We start from the raw sequence: 14,891 nt of genomic DNA, 5'->3' as shown, positions 1-14,891 counted from the left end.
GGTTGACGGCACTCAGTGCCGCCGATGAGCCCAATGGTCGACCCCGAGTGCACTCTCCTGCGCCAAATGGGGGATGGTAGAGACAGTCAGGGCACCTCGAAGATGAGGCACTACGTCGGTGAGGGAAGACGTGAGCGACAACTCTGTAGTACTGCGGTACGACGGCGGCGAGTACACCTACCCGGTGGTCGACAGCACCGTCGGTGACAAGGGCTTCGACATCGGGAAGCTCCGCGCCCAGACCGGTCTGGTCACCCTGGACAGCGGTTACGGCAACACCGCCGCCTATAAATCCGCCATCACCTACCTCGATGGCGAGCAGGGCATTCTGCGGTACCGCGGCTACCCGATCGAGCAGCTGGCGGAGCGCTCCACCTTCCTGGAGGTCGCCTACCTGCTGATCAACGGCGAGCTGCCGACCGTCGACGAGCTCTCCAGCTTCAAGAACGACATCACGCAGCACACCCTGCTGCACGAGGACGTCAAGAACTTCTACAAGGGCTTCCCGCGCGACGCGCACCCGATGGCGATGCTGTCCTCGGTGGTCTCCGCGCTGTCCACCTTCTACCAGGACAGCCACAACCCGTTCGACGAGAAGCAGCGCAACCTCTCCACGATCCGCCTGCTTGCCAAGCTTCCGACGATCGCCGCGTACGCGTACAAGAAGTCGATCGGCCACCCCTTCGTCTACCCGCGTAACGACCTCGGGTACGTCGAGAACTTCCTGCGCATGACCTTCTCGGTCCCCGCGCAGGAGTACGAGCTGGACCCGGTCGTCGTCTCCGCGCTCGACAAGCTGCTGATCCTGCACGCGGACCACGAGCAGAACTGTTCGACCTCCACGGTCCGCCTGGTCGGCTCGTCGCAGGCCAACATGTTCGCCTCGATCTCGGCCGGCATCAACGCGCTGTGGGGCCCGCTGCACGGTGGCGCCAACCAGTCCGTCCTGGAGATGCTGGAGGGCATCCAGGCGAGCGGCGGCGACGTGGACTCCTTCATCCGCAAGGTGAAGAACAAGGAGGACGGCGTCCGCCTGATGGGCTTCGGCCACCGGGTCTACAAGAACTTCGACCCGCGCGCCAAGATCATCAAGGCTGCCGCGCACGATGTGCTCTCCGCCCTCGGCAAGTCCGACGAGCTGCTGGACATCGCCCTGAAGCTGGAGGAGCACGCGCTCTCCGACGACTACTTCGTCTCCCGCAGCCTCTACCCGAACGTGGACTTCTACACCGGCCTGATCTACCGCGCGATGGGCTTCCCGACCGAGATGTTCACGGTCCTGTTCGCCCTCGGCCGGCTGCCGGGCTGGATCGCCCAGTGGCACGAGATGATCAAGGAGCCGGGCTCTCGCATCGGCCGCCCGCGCCAGATCTACACCGGCGTGGTGGAGCGGGACTTCGTTCCGGTCGAGGAGCGCTGAGTCTCCCTACGCGCCTGAGGCGTACGTCGTATCCCTGGAGCGGCGTGCGCCTCTGTGCTTCGTACTGAGTGTGGCGTACGAAGCTTCATGCAAAGCTTCGGTGCACAGCTTTGCGCAAGGGTTTGTACAGAGGTTCATGCATAAAACAGAAGGCGCCCTGACGCCGGTCCCCCCACGGGCCGACGCACAGGGCGCCTTCCCATGTCCCGGTGCGGATTCCCCCCACGGGATCCGGCCGGGCGTCTGCGGGACAGCGCCTGAATCGCTGCGAGCAAAACGAGCAGAACTCGGCGTACCACTGCCATGCGGTCTGCCGGGACGCGTACGGACGGGAGGGCCGCTCAAAGCTCCCCGGTGCACGTGCCCCGGCAACGCCGTTTCCTGGGAACGTCCCCCAAGACATCCCCGGATGTCAGTCACGCCCCCCAAGACGCTTCTGACATCGCCAACTTAGACTCACGAACCCTTCCATGGGTTACGTTCACATCACTGTGATCTGCGTCTCTTGCATATGTCCTGAAGATGCGCAAGAGCCTCGATATGGCGATCGAGGCCCCAGCGTAAGGAAGATGCGCGAGCCTTGTGAAGAGCTTATGTGAGGCACGCGGTCGACTCTAGAGGGACTCTTACCCCTACGTCATGAGAATGCCCTGAGTCGCAGGCTGTTCGTGACCACGAAGACCGAGGAGAACGCCATCGCCGCGCCCGCGATCATCGGGTTGAGGAGCCCGGCGGCGGCCAGCGGCAGCGCGGCCACGTTGTAGCCGAAGGCCCACACCAGGTTGCCCTTGATCGTGGCGAGGGTCCGCCGTGACAGCCGGATCGCGTCCGCGGCCACCCGCAGGTCCCCGCGCACCAGCGTCAGATCGCTCGCCTCGATCGCCGCGTCCGTCCCGGTGCCCATGGCCAGGCCCAGATCGGCGGTGGCGAGGGCCGCCGCGTCGTTGACACCGTCGCCCACCATGGCGACGGTCCGCCCCTCGCCCTGCAGCCGCCTGACGACGTCGACCTTGTCCTCGGGCAGCACCTCGGCGATCACGTCGCCGGTGTCGATGCCGACGGCACGCGCCACCGCCTCGGCCACCGCCCGGTTGTCCCCGGTCAGTAGGACCGGCGTGAGTCCGAGCGCCCGCAGTTCCCGCACGGCTTCGGCGCTGGTCTCCTTGATCGCGTCGGCGACCGTGAGCACACCGAGTGCCTCGCCGTCCAGGGCGACCACTACGGCCGTGTGTCCCTCGGCCTCCGCGTCGGCCTTCGCACGGGCCAGTCCGTCGGGGAGTGCGCCCGGGAACCGGCCCACCGCGACCTCGCGCCCCTCCACGCGCCCGCGCACGCCGAGACCGGGCACGTTCTCGAAGTGCTCCGGCGTCGGAAGGTCACCGACGCGCTCCTGCGCGCCTGCCGCGACCGCCCGGGCGATCGGATGCTCGGAGGCGTGTTCCAGGGCTCCTGCGAGCCGCAGGACCTCCTTCTCGTCGGCCTCCTCGGCGACGTGCACCCCCTGGAGGGTCATTCGGCCGGTGGTGACCGTTCCGGTCTTGTCCAGGACCACTGTGTCGACCCGGCGCGTGGACTCCAGCACCTCCGGGCCCTTGATGAGGATGCCGAGCTGGGCGCCCCGGCCGGTACCGACCATCAGCGCGGTCGGGGTGGCGAGGCCCAGCGCGCACGGGCAGGCGATGATCAGCACGGCGACCGCGGCGGTGAAGGCGGCGACCGTGTCACCGGTGACACCCAGCCACACCCCGAACGTGCCGAGCGCGATCAGCAGTACGACGGGCACGAAGATCCCGGAGATGCGGTCGGCGAGGCGCTGCACCTCGGCCTTTCCGTTCTGCGCGTCCTCGACCAGCCGTGCCATCCGGGCGAGCTGGGTGTCCGCGCCGACCCGGGTCGCCTCGACCACCAGTCGGCCCCCGGCGTTCACGGTCGCGCCGGTCACCGAGTCCCCGGCGGTGACGTCGACCGGCACCGACTCGCCGGTCAGCATGGACGCGTCCACCGCCGAGGTGCCCTCGACGACCGTGCCGTCCGTGGCGATCTTCTCGCCGGGCCGTACGACGAACCGGTCGCCGACGGCCAGCCGCGTCACCGGAACCCGTACCTCACGCCCTTCCCGCAGGACCGCGACGTCCTTGGCGCCCAGTTGGAGCAGCGCCCTCAGGGCCGCGCCCGCGCGCCGCTTGGAGCGGGCCTCCAGATAGCGGCCGAGCAGGATGAAGGCGACGACACCGGCGGCCACTTCGAGATAGATGGCCGAGGACCCGTCCGTACGCGAGACGGTGAACTCGAAGCCGTGGCGCATGCCGGGCATCCCGGCGTGCCCCCAGAACAGTGCCCACAGGGACCAGCCGAAGGCGGCGAGCGTGCCGACCGAGACCAGTGTGTCCATGGTGGCCGCGCCGTGCCGGGCGTTCGTGAACGCCGCCTTGTGGAAGGGCAGCCCGCCCCAGACGACGACGGGCGCGGCGAGCGTCAGCGAGAGCCACTGCCAGTTGTCGAACTGGAGGGCCGGGACCATCGAGAGCAGGACGACGGGCAGGGCGAGCAGGGCCGAGACGGTCAGCCGCTGACGGAGGGCGGCCTGCTGGGGGTCCTCCACGGACGTCGCGGGTTCCGCGTGTTCCGCGGGATCCGCCTGTTCGGTGGGTTCCTCGGGCTGTGGCGGCGGGGGCTCCTCGGCCGTGTAGCCGGTCTTCACCACCGTGGCGATCAGATCGGCGACCTCGATCCCGTCGAGGTACGAGATCTTCGCCTTCTCCGTCGCGAAGTTCACGGTGGCGGTGACGCCGTCCATGCGGTTGAGCTTCTTCTCGACCCGGGCCGCACAGGAGGCGCAGGTCATGCCGCCGATCGTGAGTTCGACCTCGGAGCGCTCGGCCTCGTGTATTGGTGCTGGTGCTGGTGCTGGTGCTGGTGCTGGTGTTGGTGCTGGTGCTGGTGCTGGTGTTGCGGTGCTGGTCATGTCCGGACTCCAGACAATGGGCCGGGCCGTGCGGAGCCAGTATCAGCTGGTCGGCACGGCCCGGTGCGGAGAGCAGATGCTGGCGGTTCAGGCCTTGCCGACGAGTTCGAAGCCCGCCTCGTCGACCGCGGCGCGCACGGTCTCCTCGTCGAGGGGGGTGGCGGAGACCACGGTGACCTCGCCGGTGGACGCGACGGCCGTGACCGAGCTGACGCCGGCGATCCCCGAGATCTCACCGGAGACGGAGCCTTCGCAGTGCCCGCAGCTCATCCCGCTGACCTTGTAGACGGTCGTCACGGTACCCGGGGTATCAGTCTGCGTGGTCATGTCGTTACTCCTCAGGGAGGCGTGTGGGGTTTGCGTGCTTCAGACTATACCCCTAGGGGGTATTCCACCCAAGAGGGTTCCCGGCGCGTCAGAGAGTTGTCGGGCCGTTCTGTCCGGACGTGTGGTCCCGCGGCGGGCGGACCGTGACCGGGACAGGCCCGGGGTGCGCGGCTAGCGTTCCGCCGGAGAGACGATCTCCAGGCGTGCTGGGGTCGCGGACGCGGGCGGAGGGTGCGGTCGTATGCGTGCGGTGGTGTTCGAGCGGTACGGGGAGCCGGCCGAGGTGCGCGAGGTGGCGGACCCGCGGCCTTCCGAGCACGGGGTCGTGGTGCGGGTCGAGGCCACGGGTCTGTGCCGCAGCGACTGGCACGGCTGGATGGGGCATGACCCGGACATCACCCTGCCGCACGTGCCCGGGCACGAACTCGCCGGTGTCGTCGAGGAGGTGGGCGCGCGGGTGACCGGCTGGCGGCCCGGCGACCGGGTCACCGTGCCCTTCGTCTGTGCCTGCGGCACCTGTCCGTCCTGCGCTGCGGGCGACCAGCAGGTGTGCGAGCGGCAGACGCAGCCGGGGTTCACGCACTGGGGGTCCTACGCGCAGTACGTGGCGTTGGACCACGCGGACGTCAACCTGGTCGCGGTGCCGGAGGAGTTGTCGTTCCGGACGGCGGCCGCGCTGGGATGCCGGTTCGCCACGGCGTTCCGCGCCGTCGTCCAGCAGGGCCGGGTCGCGGCGGGGGAGTGGGTGGCCGTCCACGGCTGCGGGGGCGTCGGCCTGTCGGCGGTGATGATCGCGGCGGCTTCGGGCGCCAGGGTGCTGGCCGTCGACGTATCGCCTCAGGCCCTGGAGATGGCACGGAAGTTCGGCGCGGCGGAGTGCGTGGACGCAACGCGTTTCGAGGACACGGCGGCAGCGGTCCGCGCCCTGACGGGCGGCGGCGCCCATGTCTCTCTTGACGCCCTCGGCTCTCCGGCGACCTGCGCGGCGTCGGTGAACGGGCTGCGCCGCCGCGGCCGCCACATCCAGGTCGGTCTGCTGCCGTCACCCAGCGGCACGACCCCCGTCCCCATGTCCCGGGCGGTCGCCCTGGAACTGGAGATCCTCGGCAGCCACGGCATGGCGGCGCACGCCTATCCGCCCATGCTGGAACTGGTCCGCTCGGGCACCCTCCAGCCCGACCTCCTGGTCACCTCGACGATCCCGCTGAACGCGGCCCCGCAGGCACTGGCGGCGATGGGAACGGCGCCGGGCCGGGGCGTGACGGTCATCGAACCGTGGAGCTGAGCCGGCCCGTGTCGGGACGACCCCGGTGAACGGCCCACTCCTGCTCCAGGACGGATCGGTGAAGGGCCTCAGGAGCGCCTTCTCGCCGGTGAGAACCGGGTTGACGGAGAAGTCGGCGGCGGGAGTGCGGGGCGTGGCGGGATCCTCCGTGAGCTGTGGTGACTTCATGGGTGGGTGACGTCGTCGAGGTCCTGGCTCTCGGTAAGTCCCCGGCGACTCCGGGGATTCTCGGGGCCGTCCGCGGGGACGGGCAACGCCATAACGGCCGTGCGGCCCGCCCCGGCGGGGGGCGGGCCGCAGGGTGGGACGGGGCGGTCAGGAGGCCTCTCCGCGGCCGCGGTTGCGGGGGCGGGAGGCGACCCAGGCCCGTACCGTGTCGGCGTACCAGTACGGTTTTCCGCCCTCCACGTGGTCGGGCGGAGGAAGCAGCCCGTGTTTGCGGTACGACCTCACGGTGTCCGGCTGCACCCGGATGTGCGCGGCGATCTCCTTGTACGACCAGAGCCGACGGTCGGTCATCTGCAGCACCTCCCCGCGCGCGCCGCGGCGGCGACCGGGGGAGGCCGTCGGGGGGACCGGGCGCGCGCTGGCGATCACAAAGCCTGTGCTTCCTCAACGAGACGGAGCGCACAGGGGGAAGGGCCTGTGAACCGGGTGTGACGGAAGGTCCGCGGACACGGGACATCCGTGACAGGGCGGAGTTCTTTGTGACACGGATGATGAAATCGGGTCGCGACGGCACACACAGACCACGGCGCCGTCCGCACAAGCTGCGGACGGCGCCGTGGTCGTAGGAGATGGCTCACCGGCGGCTCACTGGCGTGAGCGGCGGTACGGGTGCCGGGCGCGAGCCGTCCGGCACCCCAGGCGCTACCGGTTGGAGGTGACGCGGTTACGCCGGTACAGGATGAGACCGCCCGCCAGCATCGCCACGCTCACGGCCGAAGTCGCGAGCAGGCCCGCACTGCCGGTCTCGGCCAGGGAGGGCGGCGTGTGCTGGGACGGGATGGACGGGGTGCCGACATGCGGGCCGGCCGGCGGCGTGTTCGGCTGGTGCTGCGGAGTGTGCTGCGGCGGGATCGTGCCGTGGCCCGGGGGGTGGTTCGGCTGCCCGCCCCGGGGCGTGTCGGGCGGAGCCGTGGGGGTGGTGGGGGCGCCAGGAACCGTCGGAACGGTGGGAACCGTGGGGCCAGTGGGCTTCCCAGGAACGCTGGGGGTCGAGGGGTGGCTCGGGGTCGACGGGCCACTGGGGGTCGACGGGCCGCTCGGGGTCACCGGGTGGCCGGGGGTCGACGGGCCACAGGGGATCGACGGGTGGCTCGGGGTCGACGGGCCACTGGGGGTCACCGGGTGGCCGGGGATCGACGGGCCACTGGGGGTCGAGGGGTGGCTCGGGGTCGACGGGCCACTGGGGGTCGAGGGGTGGCTCGGGGTCGACGGGCCACTGGGGGTCGACGGGTGGCTCGGGGTCGACGGGCCGCTCGGGGTCGACGGGTGGCTCGGGATCGACGGGGTGGCGGGAGTCGTGGCCGCACCGGAGTGGTGGCCACAGGAGTTGCCGAACGCCGGGTTGAGGGCGCCCACCACATTCACCGAGTTGCCGCAAATGTTGATCGGGATGTCCACCGGGATCTGGACGGCGTTGCCGGACGCCACACCGGGCGATCCGTCCGCGACGCCGCCGGCGCCCGAGTCCGCGTACACCTGGCTGCCGCACAGGGACAGAATGCCCGTCGCGGCGGCTGCCGCGACCATTCCCCTGCTCAGGGTCTGTCGCAATCTCGTTGTCTTCCTGCTGATAGAAGTTGGGATTAACCGGGAAAGGCCGGCCTTGGAACCGAACAGAGCAGTCCAAGGCCGGCCGTGACACAGCCGGGGGCTGGTGTGTGTCGACGTCAGCCGTTGGCGGCTAGAACGTCAGCTGTTCGTGCAAGCGTTGCCGAACGCCGGGTTGAGCAGCGCGAGGACGTTGACGCTGTTGCCGCACGCGTTGACGGGAACGTGCACGGGAACCTGGATGACGTTGCCGGAGAGAACGCCCGGGGAGTTGGCCGCGGCGCCGTCGGCGCCCGAGTCGGCCATGGCCGGGGCGGCCATTCCAAGGGCCATGATGGCCCCGGCGACGACGGCAGCGCTCTTCTTGTGCTTCACGTACTTTCCCTTCTCTGCGGTCGTGCCCCTGTGGCGGACGGAGCCGAGCGAGCACATTTTGAACTGCTCGCCGCACGACCTGCAGTCTGTGAAACGAGGAATCGACGACAGAAGCAACTCCCGAACGCCAGATGCCGCGTGATTCACCCGAACGCCACGGCCGAATTCACACGGAAATCGCACAGCGGAAGCCGGAGCGATCCCGTGCGCGGGAGCGCTCAGCTGTTGTCGGTGCCGTTGCCGGAGAGGACCGGGATGTCGTCCACGATGTGCGACAGCGGTTCATCGCCCTTGACCTGCGTGGAGTTCTCGGCGCACTGCTGATTCTGCGGCGCCGACAGGACCTGGACGTCCTGGACCGCGACCGGTACCAGGCCGACGAGTGAACCGGCGTTCGCCTTCGCCGGCACACCGGCGCAGACCTTGTTCAGGGAGCCCTGGACCAGCGAGAACTGCGGGCTCGTAGCGCCCTGGGTCACCTGGTTGCCGAACGCTTCCGAAACGTCGTTTCCGCTGGTGGACGTGGTGCCGCCGTCATTACCGATGGCAAGCGCCTGGGGCGCGGCCGCCGCCGAGGCACCGACGACGGAGGCCGCGACCGCAGCCACGGCCATTGCCTTCTTGAACATTTCGCGTTCCTTTCCTGGCAGGGACACATGTTCCTGCTCCTGCATCAACACCTCCCGCCCGGATTGGTTTCAGAAATTCACCCGGTTGGACCGTTCGGCGAAGCGGAATTGCGGCTATCCGCAGTGGGGACCATGGACCGAATCAGCTCCCCGGTGTGGACCATCGGAGTGAATGAGAGCAACCAAGCGATCGCGTGGCAGTTGTCCAGAGCGCTCCGGTGGACGGGGTTTCTCCAGAAGGGAACTAGCAAGTGATGAAGAAGGTTTTGGCTGCCGCGGTTGTCGCCGCTTCCGTTGTCGGCGCCTCGGCTGCCACCGCGGGGCAGGCCCTGGCGATCGGCGACGACGGTGACACGACGTCCACCAGCGGCAACAGCGCGACGCAGCAGTACGGCAACTCGGCCACGTACGGCAACATGAGCCCGCAGTTCGCGCTCGTCCAGGGCTCCCTGAACAAGCCGTGTGTCGGTCTGCCGGCGAAGGTCAACGCCGGTTCGCTCGTCGGTGTCGTGCCGGTCGCGGTCCAGGACGTCCCGGTCCTGTCGGCCCCGCAGAACCAGCAGTGCACCGAGAACTCCACGCAGGTCAAGGGCGACGAGCCGCTGTCGCACATCCTGGACGACATCCCGGTCCTGTCCGGCAACGGCACCGGCAACAGCTGAGTCGGCACACCAGGAGCGACCCGCCGAGCAGTTCGGCGGGCCGCTCCTTTTGCGTGCGTGCCCGTACGGCCTGTCCGTACGCCCCGGTCCCGAAGGGCGGGCGCAATGTGCCGGCCTGGGCGGTTTCGTTTGGATCACCTGGCTGACCAGAGGAAGATGCTCGCAACGTGGGTCCGGCCAGGTAGATGGCTGCTGTCTTCTCGTAGCGGGTGGCGATGCCTCGCCACTGTTTCAAGCGGTTGATGCAGCGTTCGACCGTGTTGCGTTGCTTGTAGGTCTCGCGGTCGAAGGCGGGTGGCCTGCCACCCCGGCTGCCGCGTCGCAGACGGTGGCAAGCGGCCTACCACGCGCCAGGTTGTTCAGCTCGGTGATCGCGGTCCCTGCGTGCGGTGCTCACGCTTCCCCGTCGTTGGTGTCCCGGTCGCTGTGGGCGAGGCGCTCGCTCTGGTGGCCTGGCGCGTCGGCTCTGCAGGGTCGGAAGCGGGCGAGGTATGCCGGGCTTGGGCCGCGGCGCTCGGTCAGGTGGAGGCCGGCGGCGTCGGCGAGCCGGTGCAGCCGGCCGAAGGGGATCCAGTGCCGGTCGAAGAACTCGCCGATCACCAGCCGCCCGCCTGGTGCCAGCACCCGTGCCGCCTCGCGCAGTACCCGATCCGGCTCGGGGATCTCGCCGAGCGCGGTCACGGCGTATACGGCGTCGAATGTCCCGTCGGCGTAGGGCAGTTCACGTGCGTCCGAGCGGGTGGTCCTGATCGTCGCCAGGCCGTCGCGCTCGGCGCGGCACATCACGTGGTCGAGCATCTCCTGCTGGATGTCGAGCACATCGAGCCGTCCCTCCGGCCCGAGCTGCGGGGCGACGTGCAGCGACTGCAGTCCGGTCCCCGGGCCGATCTCCAGGATCCGCTCCCCCGGCCGCGGCCGCAGTACGGCGTCCATCCGGTCGGCGGTCAGGAACGGCAACGGCACGTCGAGCAGGCCGCGTTGGGCGTACGGATAGGGCGCCGTGTCGCCCAGCCACCAGGCGGCGGCCAACGCGGCGCCGACGCCGGCGGCGACCGCCCAGCGGGTCCGGGCCGGGATCGGGGCGACGGGGGCGGTGGTGATGCGGTGCATGGTGTTCTCCGGTGGATCGATTTGGTTCGTGGCATGTGGCTGGGCGGTCGTCGTCACGCGTGCCGGCTCAGCGCCCGCAGCGCCAGCCGGCCGCACAGCGCGGCGAGCGGCAGTTCGGCGCCGAGCGCCATGGCGACCGCAGTGGCGAAGTCGCCGCCCGAGGCCGCGGTCGCGGTGTCGAACCAGGCGTCCACCGCAAGCAGCGTCGCGGTCGCGGCGGCTGCCAGGGCGTGCCGCCGGTCGCCGCGGGCGGCGAGGAGGCCGGTGGCGATCAGGCCGAGCGCCTCCAGCGCGTCGAGCCCGACCCAGGCGACCGGCCAGTGCGCCGCGGTCGCGGTGGCCGGCAGGCCGGTGGCCAGCACGTACAGCCACGGCAGCAGGGCGAGCCCGCAGGCGACCAGCAGCCACCCGGCCCGCCGTATGCCCCGCGCCGGGCGCGGCTCCTCCGCCTCTTCGTGGAGCGGGATGACCTCGGCGCGGTCGAAGCCCTCGGCACCGGCCAATTCGTCATTGCACAACACCAGTTGACGCATCGTCTTCCCCTGCTCCCCGTCGGCTCTCCCCTTCACGTGCTCCACCCTCCGCCGCACACGGGGCGCCGTCAGTCACGCAGGGTTCCGACCCGGGGTGGAGAAAAGTGCACCCCCGAACCGGGCGGGAGCGTCATGGCACGGGGATGGCCTGCGGCTTTACCGTTTGACGCATGCAACTCACGACGTGGCTGCAGCTGGTACTGGGCCGGACGTTCCGCAGGGCGGGACACCGGACCGCGCTCGTCGCCGCCGGCCTGCCGCTCCACCTCGCCGTAATACCACTGTGGCTCTGGCTGGCCGGCGCGATGGCGGGGGCGCCGGCCGTGATTCCGCTGCCCGTGCTGCTCACGCTCGTGGTGACACCCCTGCTGACCGTCGGGCAGCGGCGGCGCTACCGGGCGCTCGTCGGCAAGGACCTCCCGCGCCCCGCCGTACCCGGGCCCGGACGCAACTGGAAGTCGGCGGTACGTCGGCTGACCACGCGGGCCTTGTGGCGGCAGGCCTGCTACCACGCCGTGGCGGGTCCGCTGCTCGCCGTCCTGGACCTCGCCGTCCTCGCCGTCTGGGCCGCCGCTCTCGTGGCCGCCTCCATCTACGTGTGGATCTGGGCGCTGCCCCCGCAGTGGCGGGTCACCGACCTCGGGTACACCACGCAGGCCGTGTACATCACCGCCGGCGGCCTCGCCCTGCTGTTCCTCGGGCCCCGGCTGACCGGCGCCCTGGTGCGGCTGGACACCCGGGCGGCCGAGGTCCTGCTCGGCCCCAGCCGCGCGGAGAAGCTGGCCCGCCGGGTAGCCGACCTCGCCGAGAGCCGGGCCGGTGTGCTCGACGCCGCCGACGCCGAGCGGCGGCGGATCGAGCGCGACCTGCACGACGGCGCACAGCAGCGCCTCGTCTCACTCGCCGTCAACCTGGGCCTGGCCAGGGCCACCCTCGGCGACCTGCCGGAGGACGCCCGCAAGGTGATCGACGAGGCGCACCGCGAGGCGAAGGAGGCGATCGCCGAGCTGAACAACCTGGTGCGCGGCCTGCATCCGGCCGTCCTTGAGGACCGTGGCCTCGACGCCGCGCTGTCCGGGGTCGCCGCCCGCCTCCCGATCCCGGTGCGCGTGGCGGTGGACCTGCCGCAGCGCCCCTCACCCACGGTCGAGGCCGTCGCGTACTTCGTGGTCTCCGAAGCCCTGACGAACGTGGTCAAACACGCCCAGGCGACCCGGGCGGACGTGACCGTGGAGCGGATCGGGGAGACACTGCTGGTGGTCGTCGCGGACGACGGCGCGGGCGGCGCGGATCTCGCGGCGGCCGTTGGTGGCACCGGGCTCGCCGGGCTCGCCAAGCGTGTCGCGTCCGTCGACGGCACGTTCTCCTGCCGCAGCCCCGCCGGGGGCCCGACCGTCATCACCGTGGAGCTGCCGTGCGCGCCGTGATCGCCGAGGATTCCCTCTTGCTGCGCATCGGCGTGGTCAAGGTGCTGGAGGCGGCCGGCTTCGAGATGTGCGCGCAAGTCGCCGACGCAGAAGGGCTGCTGGCAGCCGTCGAGGAGCACCGGCCCGACATCGCCGTGGTCGACGTGCGCATGCCGCCCGGCTTCACCGACGAGGGAGTGCGCGCCGCGCTGGTGATCCGCCGCCAGTACCCGCGTACCGCCGTGCTCCTGCTGTCGCAGTACGTGGAGGAGCGGTACGCCGCCGATCTGCTCGCCGCCAACACCTCGGGCGTCGGCTATCTGCTCAAGCAACGGGTCGCCGACGTCGAGGAGTTCACCGAGGCGGTACGCCGGGTGGCGGCCGGCGGCACCGCGCTCGACCCGCAGGTCGTCGCGCAGCTGCTGGTGCGCCGGCACAGCGATCCGCTCGACCGGCTGACACCGCGCGAGCGGGAGGTGCTGGAGCTGATGGCGGGCGGCCGGTCCAACTCCGGCGTCGCCGCCGAGCTGGTCGTGAGCGAGAGCGCGGTCGCCAAGCACATCAACAGCATCTTCACCAAGCTCGACCTGCCCAAGGCCGACGCCGACCACCGCCGCGTCCTAGCGGTGCTGCGCTTCCTGGGCGTTGCGACCGCATAGTGCGCGATCACGCCCCCATGCCCACAACACGGTCGAACGCTGCATCAACCGCTTGAAACAGTGGCGAGGTATCGCCACCCGCTACGAGAAGACAGCAGCCATCTACCTGGCCGGACCCACGTTGCGAGCATCTTCCTCTGGTCAGCCAGGTGATCCAAACGAAACCGCCTAGTCGGTGCCCCGCAGGTCGGACGCCTGTTGGATCGCCTCGGCGAGGCCGCGTACCTCCGCGTCGTGCCTGCGCGAGGCCAGCGCGTCGGCCCGGTCGGCGAGTTCGGCGAGGCCCGGCCGGCCAGGCAGACGGGTGTCGCCCCGGCGCAGGTCGTCCGCGAAGTACGCGGCGGTCGCGGCGACTTGGAAACCGTACGAGGCGTGCCACAGGTCCCCGTCGAGGGAGTCGGTCTCCAACTGGCCCGACTCCTCGTGCGGGGCACGGGTGTCGGGGTCCAGCCAGCGGACGCTCGCGGTGGCGAGGTGGCCGGCGGCCCCGGGCCGGGTGCGGACCGCGTAGAGGGCGGTGACCGTGTGGCCGGGGCCGACCTCGCCGCCGTCCACGCTGTCGTCGCGGAAGTCCTCGTCGGGGACGCGCCGGTCGTCGTAGCCGATGAGGCGGAACTCCCGTACGTTCCGCGGGTCGAAGGCGACCTGCGCCTTCGCGTCCCGGGCGGTCAGCTCGACGTTCTGCGGGAGTTGCTCGCTGAACACCGTGCGGGCGTCCTCGGCGGTCGAGACATAGGTTGTGTGGCCGTCGCCCCGGTCGGCCAGTCGTTCCATCAGCGCGTCGCCGTACTCACTGCCCACGCCGACCCCGAACAGGGTGATGCCGTGCTCACGGCGGGCGTTCGAGATGCGCTCCAGGATGGTGTCGGCGTCGGTGTCACCGGTGTTGGCGAGCCCGTCGGAGAGCAGCACGACCCGGTTGGTGGCGTCCGGGCGCAGGCCCTTGACGGCGGTGGCGTAGCCGGTGCGGACACCCGCGCCGAGGTTGGTCGAGTTCGTGGGCTCCAGCTCGTCGATCGCGTCGTGGACGCGGGCACGATGGCCGCCGAGGCGGGTCATCGGCAGGACGGTCTCGGCCTCGTCGCTGAAGGTGACGATCGCGACCGAGTCGTCGTCGCGCAGCCGGTCCGTCATCACGCCGAGGGAGTCCCTGACGAGGTCGAGGCGGCCGGGCTCGCCCATCGAACCGGAGACGTCGACGACGAACGTCAGTGCGGCGGGCCGGCGTTCGGCCTCCGGCCGCGCGGCGCGGGTGGCGAGGCCCACCCGGACGAGGGACCAGCCGTACGAGCTGGTGCGGGCGCCGTCGACGGTCACGGTGAAGCCGTTGCCGCGCGGGCGTTCGTAGTCCTGGCGGAAGCTGTTGACGAACTCTTCCGGGCGCACGGTCGACGGCTCGGGCAGCCGGCCCTCGGCGAGGGTGCGGCGTGCGTAGCCGTACGAGGCGGTGTCCACGTCCAGGGCGAACGTGGAGAGGTTGCTCCTGCTCTCCTGGGTGTCGCTCTGCCCCGCGCTGTACGCGGGTGCGGGGAACGAGGCCGAGCCGTTCGACTTGTTCGACCCGTCCGATGTGCCGCCCGCCCCGCAGCCGGTGAGCAGCAGGCCGCCCGCGATCGTGAGCGCGAGCAGCGTGCCGAGCGGCGGCCGTCGTGTCCGGTACTCCTCCATCAGTGCCCCCTGCGTCCGTCGACGTCGATGTCTGTGACTGTGACGGCGGAGGGAGCCCGGATGTGCGGTACGGGGA

Annotated in this window: 14 protein-coding genes and 1 pseudogene; 5 read left to right on the top strand and 10 right to left on the bottom strand. The window is 70.5% G+C overall.

The features are described 5' to 3' along the window. Positions 1–130 precede the first annotated feature (130 nt). Entirely contained in the window at positions 131–1,420 is a 1,290-nt protein-coding gene (locus Q2K21_RS30025) for a citrate synthase (protein WP_310777186.1), read from the top strand. Between the two features lie 637 nt (positions 1,421–2,057). Here Q2K21_RS30025 and Q2K21_RS30020 read toward each other — a convergent pair. Together Q2K21_RS30020 and Q2K21_RS30015 are read right to left on the bottom strand one after the other, a co-directional pair. Continuing rightward, positions 2,058–4,385 carry a heavy metal translocating P-type ATPase gene (locus tag Q2K21_RS30020; protein ID WP_310777183.1) on the bottom strand — a complete coding sequence of 776 codons (2,328 nt, stop codon included), beginning with the start codon at positions 4,383–4,385 and terminating at the stop codon, positions 2,058–2,060. 87 nt (positions 4,386–4,472) lie between these two features. Continuing rightward, complete coding sequence (locus Q2K21_RS30015; protein ID WP_310777179.1) at positions 4,473–4,712, bottom strand: heavy-metal-associated domain-containing protein; 240 nt, start codon at positions 4,710–4,712, stop codon at positions 4,473–4,475. A 241-nt stretch (positions 4,713–4,953) separates the two neighbouring features. Between Q2K21_RS30015 and Q2K21_RS30010 the strand changes: the two genes are divergently transcribed. Beyond that, positions 4,954–5,997, top strand: a complete 1,044-nt coding sequence (locus Q2K21_RS30010; protein WP_310777177.1) for a zinc-dependent alcohol dehydrogenase family protein — start codon at positions 4,954–4,956, stop codon at positions 5,995–5,997. Between the two features lie 315 nt (positions 5,998–6,312). Here Q2K21_RS30010 and Q2K21_RS30005 read toward each other — a convergent pair whose 3' ends face one another. The 4 genes from Q2K21_RS30005 to Q2K21_RS29990 form a co-directional block, all read right to left on the bottom strand. Beyond that, positions 6,313–6,516, bottom strand: coding sequence for a helix-turn-helix transcriptional regulator (locus Q2K21_RS30005; RefSeq protein WP_310777174.1), 204 nt, complete (start codon positions 6,514–6,516; stop codon positions 6,313–6,315). A 351-nt stretch (positions 6,517–6,867) separates the two neighbouring features. Further along, positions 6,868–7,776 carry a chaplin gene (locus tag Q2K21_RS30000; RefSeq protein WP_310777171.1) on the bottom strand — a complete coding sequence of 303 codons (909 nt, stop codon included), beginning with the start codon at positions 7,774–7,776 and terminating at the stop codon, positions 6,868–6,870. A 138-nt stretch (positions 7,777–7,914) separates the two neighbouring features. Next, positions 7,915–8,106, bottom strand: a complete 192-nt coding sequence (locus tag Q2K21_RS29995; protein WP_310781325.1) for a chaplin — start codon at positions 8,104–8,106, stop codon at positions 7,915–7,917. A gap of 260 nt (positions 8,107–8,366) precedes the next feature. Next, entirely contained in the window at positions 8,367–8,777 is a 411-nt protein-coding gene (locus Q2K21_RS29990; protein WP_310777168.1) for a rodlin, read from the bottom strand. A 254-nt stretch (positions 8,778–9,031) separates the two neighbouring features. Between Q2K21_RS29990 and Q2K21_RS29985 the strand changes: the two genes are divergently transcribed. After that, a complete protein-coding gene (locus Q2K21_RS29985) occupies positions 9,032–9,439 on the top strand; it encodes a rodlin (protein WP_310777165.1) in 408 nt (135 codons plus the stop codon). Positions 9,440–9,573: 134 nt separating this feature from the next. Here the strand turns inward: Q2K21_RS29985 and Q2K21_RS29980 are convergent. From Q2K21_RS29980 to Q2K21_RS29970, 3 genes and pseudogenes are all read right to left on the bottom strand, one after another. Then, positions 9,574–9,770, bottom strand: a pseudogene (locus Q2K21_RS29980) (IS5/IS1182 family transposase); the annotation flags it as partial. A gap of 62 nt (positions 9,771–9,832) precedes the next feature. After that, the gene (locus Q2K21_RS29975) at positions 9,833–10,549 is read right to left on the bottom strand and encodes a class I SAM-dependent methyltransferase (RefSeq protein WP_310777162.1); all 717 of its coding nucleotides are present in this window, start codon (positions 10,547–10,549) and stop codon (positions 9,833–9,835) included. Between the two features lie 53 nt (positions 10,550–10,602). After that, a complete protein-coding gene (locus tag Q2K21_RS29970) occupies positions 10,603–11,118 on the bottom strand; it encodes a hypothetical protein (protein WP_310777158.1) in 516 nt (171 codons plus the stop codon). A 134-nt stretch (positions 11,119–11,252) separates the two neighbouring features. Between Q2K21_RS29970 and Q2K21_RS29965 the strand changes: the two genes are divergently transcribed. Then, entirely contained in the window at positions 11,253–12,509 is a 1,257-nt protein-coding gene (locus Q2K21_RS29965) for a sensor histidine kinase (RefSeq protein ID WP_310777155.1), read from the top strand. Further along, complete coding sequence (locus tag Q2K21_RS29960) at positions 12,497–13,147, top strand: response regulator transcription factor (protein ID WP_189908279.1); 651 nt, start codon at positions 12,497–12,499, stop codon at positions 13,145–13,147. Before Q2K21_RS29965 ends, Q2K21_RS29960 begins: the two co-directional genes overlap by 13 nt. A gap of 168 nt (positions 13,148–13,315) precedes the next feature. Here Q2K21_RS29960 and Q2K21_RS29955 read toward each other — a convergent pair whose 3' ends face one another. Further along, positions 13,316–14,815 carry a vWA domain-containing protein gene (locus Q2K21_RS29955; RefSeq protein ID WP_310777150.1) on the bottom strand — a complete coding sequence of 500 codons (1,500 nt, stop codon included), beginning with the start codon at positions 14,813–14,815 and terminating at the stop codon, positions 13,316–13,318. Between the last annotated feature and the right edge of the window lie 76 nt (positions 14,816–14,891).

The organism is Streptomyces sp. CGMCC 4.7035 (genome assembly GCF_031583065.1).
Lineage (GTDB): Bacteria > Actinomycetota > Actinomycetes > Streptomycetales > Streptomycetaceae > Streptomyces > Streptomyces yaanensis.
Note: the sequence above shows the minus strand (reverse complement) of the source record. Positions and strands in the feature narration are given on the sequence as shown.

Excerpts from the sequence above, each read along its gene's own strand:
- Q2K21_RS30020 (WP_310777183.1), bottom strand. The coding sequence starts at position 4,385 with ATGACCAGCACCGCAACACCAGCACCAGCACCAGCACCAACACCAGCA.
- Q2K21_RS30015 (WP_310777179.1), bottom strand. The coding sequence starts at position 4,712 with ATGACCACGCAGACTGATACCCCGGGTACCGTGACGACCGTCTACAAG.
- Q2K21_RS30010 (WP_310777177.1), top strand. The coding sequence starts at position 4,954 with ATGCGTGCGGTGGTGTTCGAGCGGTACGGGGAGCCGGCCGAGGTGCGC.
- Q2K21_RS30005 (WP_310777174.1), bottom strand. The coding sequence starts at position 6,516 with ATGACCGACCGTCGGCTCTGGTCGTACAAGGAGATCGCCGCGCACATC.
- Q2K21_RS29995 (WP_310781325.1), bottom strand. The coding sequence starts at position 8,106 with ATGGCCCTTGGAATGGCCGCCCCGGCCATGGCCGACTCGGGCGCCGAC.
- Q2K21_RS29990 (WP_310777168.1), bottom strand. The coding sequence starts at position 8,777 with ATGTTCAAGAAGGCAATGGCCGTGGCTGCGGTCGCGGCCTCCGTCGTC.
- Q2K21_RS29985 (WP_310777165.1), top strand. The coding sequence starts at position 9,032 with ATGAAGAAGGTTTTGGCTGCCGCGGTTGTCGCCGCTTCCGTTGTCGGC.
- Q2K21_RS29975 (WP_310777162.1), bottom strand. The coding sequence starts at position 10,549 with ATGCACCGCATCACCACCGCCCCCGTCGCCCCGATCCCGGCCCGGACC.
- Q2K21_RS29965 (WP_310777155.1), top strand. The coding sequence starts at position 11,253 with ATGCAACTCACGACGTGGCTGCAGCTGGTACTGGGCCGGACGTTCCGC.
- Q2K21_RS29955 (WP_310777150.1), bottom strand. The coding sequence starts at position 14,815 with ATGGAGGAGTACCGGACACGACGGCCGCCGCTCGGCACGCTGCTCGCG.